This is a genomic window from Pseudomonas sp. 05N434, from assembly GCF_056396965.1.
On sequence record NZ_JBFTMK010000272.1, the window covers coordinates 1 to 6,607 of the forward strand.

Annotated in this window: 4 protein-coding genes and 1 pseudogene; 4 read left to right on the top strand and 1 reads right to left on the bottom strand. The window is 60.0% G+C overall.

Annotated elements, in window-relative coordinates:
* From AC1DLB_RS17655 to AC1DLB_RS17665, 3 genes are all read left to right on the top strand, one after another.
* The coding region (locus tag AC1DLB_RS17655; RefSeq protein WP_477785356.1) for an alpha/beta hydrolase at positions 1-1,288 on the top strand (1,288 nt) is incomplete at its 5' end.
* Between the two features lie 191 nt (positions 1,289-1,479).
* Positions 1,480-3,348 carry a c-type cytochrome gene (locus tag AC1DLB_RS17660; protein ID WP_064620840.1) on the top strand — a complete coding sequence of 623 codons (1,869 nt, stop codon included), beginning with the start codon at positions 1,480-1,482 and terminating at the stop codon, positions 3,346-3,348.
* Between the two features lie 26 nt (positions 3,349-3,374).
* Complete coding sequence (locus AC1DLB_RS17665) at positions 3,375-4,619, top strand: metallophosphoesterase family protein (RefSeq protein ID WP_477785357.1); 1,245 nt, start codon at positions 3,375-3,377, stop codon at positions 4,617-4,619.
* Between the two features lie 48 nt (positions 4,620-4,667).
* Here AC1DLB_RS17665 and gbcA read toward each other — a convergent pair whose 3' ends face one another.
* On the bottom strand, positions 4,668-5,963 hold the full coding sequence (gene gbcA, locus AC1DLB_RS17670; RefSeq protein ID WP_064621364.1) for a glycine-betaine demethylase subunit GbcA: 1,296 nt from the start codon (positions 5,961-5,963) through the stop codon (positions 4,668-4,670).
* A gap of 282 nt (positions 5,964-6,245) precedes the next feature.
* On the opposite strand from gbcA, the pseudogene gbcB reads away from it, so the two are divergent.
* Positions 6,246-6,607, top strand: a pseudogene (gene gbcB / locus AC1DLB_RS17675) (glycine-betaine demethylase subunit GbcB); the annotation flags it as partial.

Consider the following 6,607-nt stretch of genomic DNA (forward strand, 5'->3'; position numbering starts at 1 on the left):
CTATGTGACGCTGTATCGCGGGCCGGACAAGACGGGCGAGGTGATCGGCTCGGGGGTGATGCACATCGAGCCGGCCGATTTTGCCAAGCAGATGACCACCATGAAGGTGCTCAACGCGCGCAACGAACGTGAGCGCATTGAAGGGCTGGCGCGGTTCGGCAAGTTCTTCGCCGGCATCTTGTGGGAGAGCTACGGCGGGGTGTTCGCGGGCGACATCTACTTCAACCCCGATGCGCCGCCCCGGCAGAAACGGCCGCTGGATGCGCCGACGCCAAGCGTGCAGTTCTTCCAGACCGAAGACAGCGTCCAGCTACGCTTGACCCGCTATCAGGGCGGCACCAAGGGGCCGGTGATGCTGGTGCATGGTTTGGGTGTGGGCTCGAATATTTTCTCCACCGACACCATCCAGACCAACCTGCTGGAGTACCTGTGCAAGCACGAGTACGACGTCTGGCTCCTGGATTTCCGGGTCAGCATCCTGCTGCCGGCCAGCAAACATGAATGGAACGGCGACCAGATTGCCCAGTACGACTTCAAGGCCGCCATCGAGCATATCCAGCAGGCCACCCTCGCCGCTGACGTGCAGTGCGTGGTGCATTGCTACGGCGCGACGACCTTCTTCATGTCACTGCTGGCCGGATTGCAGGGCGTGCGTTCGGTGGTCTGTTCGCAGATCGCCGCGGACACGGTGGTCGCCACGGCAACGGGGCTCAAGGCCGGTCTGCATTTGCCGGGGATGCTCGACGCCATCGGCATCAAATCCCTCACCGCGTATGCCGACAACAAGGAGAGCTGGTTCAACAAACTCTATGACAAGGCCCTCAACATCTACGCCCGCATCGAGGCTCAAGGTTACTGCACCAACCCGGTGTGCCACCGCATCACCTTCATGTACGCGTCGCTGTACCGCCACGACACACTCAACGAAACCCTGCACGACAACCTGCACGAGTTGTTCGGCGAGTCGAACATACAGACCTTCGAGCACCTGGCGCTGATCCTGCGCAAAGGCCATCTGGTGGACTTCAAGGGCCAGGACGTCTACATGCCGCACTTCGACCGGCTGACCATGCCGATCTGCTTCATCAGTGGCGAAGACAACCAGTGCTACTTGCCCGAAAGCACGCTCAGGACCTATGAGCGCGTGTGCAAAATCCATGGACCGGAACGCTACAGCCGGCATGTGGTGCCGGGTTATGGGCATATCGACTGCATGTTCGGCAAGAACGCGGTGGTCGATGTGTACCCGATCATCCTGCAGCACCTGGAGAAAACCGCCCTCGGTTGATCGGGCTTTTTGTGGCGAGGGAGCTTGCTCCCGCTGGGTTGCGCAGCAGCCCCAAAACCTGAGGATGCGATCGATCAGATACACCGCGTTTTCTGGTTTTACGACTGCTTTGCAGCCGAACGGGAGCAAGCTCCCTCGCCACAAAAGCCGTGTGCTGACTTGGGATTGGCGACTACAAGGAAATGGATGCCATGGACAGTTACATCCGCTGGTTTCAACGCTTCATCTGGATAGGCATCGCAATGAACATGGTCTTCGCGATTCCGGCGCTGTTCGCGCCGGCGTTGCTGACCTCGATGCTCGGGATGCCTCCGCAGCTCTCCGATCCTTGGCTGGAGAACGCCGGCATGTTGCTGGTGGGGATCAGCCTTTTTTACATGCCGTCAGGCTTCAATGCCCCCAAATACGTGGTGCATTCGTGGCTGTGCGTATTGTCACGGTTGGTCGCCGTGGCGTTCTGGATTTACCTGATCAACACCAGCAACCAGGCCCAGGTGTTCGTGCCGATGCTGCTGGGCGATCTGGGCATGTTCCTGATCCTCGGGATTCTGCTGTATCTGGGCAGCGCGCCGGCCAATCGGCCGTTCGCCCTGCTTCGCGATGGCTGGCGTGAGTGGTGCGCAGCGTGGGCGCGACGCTGGCGGCGGCACAGCTTCAAGGTCGCCACGCTGGTCGTGGTGCTGGCGTTGGGGTTTATCGGTTACGAAACCTGGTACCAGATGCTGCGAGTGGTGCCGGCCGAGCAATACGCTTCTGACGAAGACCACTACAAATACGCCGCCATCGGCCTGGGCATCGAAGCACGGATTCCCTATTACCTGTTCGCCGTGTTGCCGCAGATGTGCCCGGAGAAACTGCCGAAGCCCGGCGGTTACGAAGTGTTCGGTTTCCTCTACGAGAACGGCAAGGACCTGCCGATCGGCATGGCCAAGCGGCAGATCGGCTACCCGACCGTGGAGCCCAACTGCGCCTTGTGCCACACCGGCTCCTACCGCGCCAATGCCAGCGATGTTGCTACCCCGGTGGCCTCCGCACCGGCCAATACCCTGCAACTGCAGGCCTTCCAGTGGTTCGCCTACGATTGCGCGAGCGACCCCAAATTCACCCCCGACGCGGTGATGACTGCGATCAACAGCAAGTTCCAGCTCGGGTTCTTCGAGCGCCTGTACAACCGCTATCTGATCATCCCGATGGCCACCAGCGCGCTGATCAAACAGAAACAGGCTTATGCCTGGCAGAAGCTGCGCGCACCGCAAGGGCCGGGGCGTACCGACACTTTCAACCCGACGAAAATGGTGGTGTTCGGCTTCCCGGATGACTCGACCATCGGCACCGTCGACTTGCCGCAAGTCTGGAACCAGAAACCCCGGGAATCGCTGTACCTGCACTGGGACGGCAACAACAACGATATCCATGAGCGCAACTACGCGGCGGCCATGGCCGTGGGTGCGACGCCGGAGTCGGTGCTGCCGGACAGTTTCAACCGGGTGACCAATTGGCTGCTGGGCCACAAGGCACCGGCCTGGCCGTTCGCGCTGGATCAGGCCAAGGTCGCCCGGGGCAAGCCGGTCTGGGAAAAGAATTGTGCCGGTTGCCATGACTTCGGCCGCACCGACACCGGTCAGGTCACCACCACGATTGATGAACTGGGCACCGATCCCCATCGGCTGAACTCGTTCACCACCGGTTTAGTGACAGCCTTCCACGGCTTCAAGAAACCGCCGTTCGACTTTGGTGCTTACCGCAAGACCCAGAGCTACAGCAATACGCCCACCGACGGCATCTGGTTGCGCGCGCCGTACTTGCACAACGGCTCGGTGCCGACCCTGTGGGATTTGCTGCAGCCGCCGGAACTGCGGCCGCAGGTGTTCTTCACCGGTTCCGACATTTACGACAAGGACAAGGTCGGCTTCATCACCAGTGGCGAGCAGGTGAAAGCCTCGGCGGACTTCAAATACGACACGCGCCTGGAGGGCAACCACAACGGTGGCCACCTGTACGGCACGCAGTTGTCGGAGCTCGATAAGCGGGCGCTCATCGAGTTCATGAAAACCCTGTGATTCCACTACGGATGGAGGAAAGCGACATGTCATTGGTCAGACATTGGGAACATGAATACGACAAGGTGAAGGTGCGCCTGCACGGGCTGTTCACACGGCTGGAAATGGCCTGGAAGAAGCTCGTCAGCGAGCTTGAACCGGAGGAGTACCAAGCCATCGTCGCGCTGCTGCAGCGGGGGCACGATCAGGCGCAATACGTGCTCAAGCACGGCGACTTGCCGGACGATCAACCGAGTGTGCCGTGGGATTTGTCCCACGGTTTGTCGATCCTGCACATCGGCAACGCCAGCCCCTTGCCGCAATCGGTAGATGAGCTGCAGACCCAAGTGCTCAAGGATGGCAGCCTGCTCGGTTGTCGCAAATGGGAGCTGCTGGATCTGTTGTGGAGCGAAGCGTTGCTCAAGTGGATCGAGAACCTGCGGCATCACGCACCGTTCGCTACCAACCCGGCGTTGATGCGCATGGACAGTGACGTGACCCTGGCCATTGCCGGCGACTGGGGCACCGGGCCGTTCGACAGTCATGCCCCGGCAGTGGCGGTGGCCGATCAGATGCAACTGGCCCAGGCCGACTTCACCATTCATCTGGGGGATGTGTATTACGCCGGCACCCGCTCCCAGGAAGACGTCGACATGGTCGGTTGGCCGATGGGCAAGCAGGGCTCATTCACTCTCAACTCCAACCACGAGATGTACAGCGGCGCCCATGGCTACTTCAAGGAACTGGCCAAACGTTTCCCGGCGCAGCAGGGCACCAGTTATTTTGCGTTGTACAACGATGACTGGCTGGTGGTCGGGATCGACTCGGCTTATGCCTCCAGTCCAATCAACCTGTATATGGACGGCGCGCTGAACAAGCAGCAGATCGACTGGATGAAAGACCTGCCCAAACGCAAGAAGATCATGGTGCTCAGTCATCACCAGGGCTTTGACATTACCGGGCGTGACAAGACCGCGCTGTACAAGCCGGTCTGCGATGCCTTGGGGCGCGAGCCGGATTACTGGTATTGGGGGYATTTGCATAACGGCATCTGCTATGCCACTCAAGGTGGCTTGCATGCACGTTGCGCCGGGCACGGGGCGATTCCCTATGGCAATGCCAGCGAGCTGAACGGGCATCCGGGGGTGCTGTGGTCGGAAACGCAAAATGCGCGGGATGAGGCGTACCCGGATCGGGTGTTGAACGGTTATGTGAAGGTGCGGCTGGTGGGGGAGAACATCGAAGAGACGTTTATTGGCGAGGATGGTTCGGTGCGGTGGTCTTCAATTTAGCGAGGAAGGATCGTTCCCACGCCTGGCGTGGGAACGATCAGATTTCGATTAACCCTGAACCGGAACACCTTTGAGGTAAGGCGCAGGCTCGGCCCCCAGGTTGTTCAGCATCCGCTCGCTGTACCAGTCCACGAAGTTCACCACGCCGAATTCATAGGTCTTGGAGTAAGGCCCTGGCTGGTACGCGGTGGAGTTGATCCCGCGCTGGTTCTCTTCGGCCAGGCGACGGTCCTGGTCGTTGGTCGCATCCCAGACCTGGCGCATGCGCTCCACGTCGTAGTCCACGCCTTCGACCGCGTCCTTGTGGACGATCCACTTGGTGGTGACCATGGTTTCCTGGGCGCTGATCGGCCACACGGTGAACACGATGATGTGGTCGCCCATGCAGTGGTTCCACGAGTGCGGCAGGTGCAGGATGCGCATCGAGCCCAGGTCCGGGTTCTTGATGCGGCCCATCAGTTTGGCGCAGCCTTGTTTGCCGTCCATGGTCATCGATACGGTGCCCTTGAGCAGCGGCATGCGCACGATACGGTTACGCAGGCCGAAACTGGCGTGGGCGTAAGGGATCTTCTCGGCTTCCCAGGCAGCGGCGGAAGCGGCTACGTGGTCCTTGAAGGCCTGGTCGGCACGCGGATCGGTGACGTCGTCCCATTCCAGCAGGGTTTTCAGCAATTCCGGGTGTGAACCGCCGCAGTGGTAGCACTCGCGGTTGTTTTCCAGCACCAGTTTCCAGTTGGCCTTTTCCATCAAGGTGGTTTGCACCGCCACCTTGGTGTTCTCCATGTCGTACGGTTCCATGTAATGGCTGAGCGTCGACAGGAAGTCATCGATGGCCGGCGGGTTTTCTGCCAGGCTGATGAAGATGTAACCGCCGGCGGTCTTCACGTTCACCGGTTTGAGGCCGTATTGCTTCATGTCGAAGTCGGCGCCCATTTCGGTGCCGGCGAACAGCAGGCGACCGTCCAGCTCGTACGTCCACTGGTGGTAGTGGCAGACCAGTTTGGCGACCTTGCCTTTTTCACTGGTGCACAGGCGTGAACCACGGTGGCGGCAGACGTTGTGGAACGCATGGACCACGCCATCGGCGCCACGAATCACGATGATCGGGTTCTTGCCGACTTGCAGGGTCAGGTAGTTGCCCTTGGTCGGGATCTCGCAGGTCATGCCGGCAATCAACCACTCTTTCTGGAAGATTTCCTGCATGTCGATATCAAACAGCCGCTCGTCAGAGTAAAAAGGCTGCGGCAGCGAGAAAGTGCGCTCGCGCTCATGCAGCATCTGCGCGGTGGCCTTGCGTGCGGGTTCCAGTGGATCGCCGAGGCTCAGGGTAGTGGTGACGTCCATCATGTGTTTCCTCAAGGCCATCTGCGTGGCCGCGAAAGTGGCTGATCAGGTTTGCTACGCAAGGTGTAAAGGTTGTGTCTTGGTATGGGGCGAGTGTGGGGCCGGCGCTCCCCGGAACCTTATCCATGGGCGACATGGCCCAATCTGTTCCCGACGCCCAACCCCCGGTAATTGGGGGCTGGTCGCGATAAGTATGTCAATGTCGCAGATAGGTAAATGGCGGGGCTGCGCTATACGCAGAATCGCCAACATAAAGGCCGGTAGTCGGCCGTGGAGATCAGCATGTCCAACAACTTCCTGAACCCGGTAACCACCCAGACCTGGGCCAATGGTCGACACATTGTCCGTTGCGTCAAAGTCATCCAGGAAACCTGGGATGTGCGCACCTTCTGCTTTATGGCCGACCAGCCGATCATGTTCTTCTTCAAACCGGGGCAATTCGTCACCCTGGAGCTGGAAATCGAAGGCCAGCAGATCATGCGTTCGTACACCATTTCCAGCTCGCCGTCGGTGCCGTACAGCTTCTCGGTGACGATCAAGCGCGTACCGGGCGGCAAGGTCTCGAACTGGTTGCATGACACCCTGCATGAAGGTTACGAGCTGGCGGTGCACGGCCCGGTCGGGCTGTTCAACGCCATCGACTT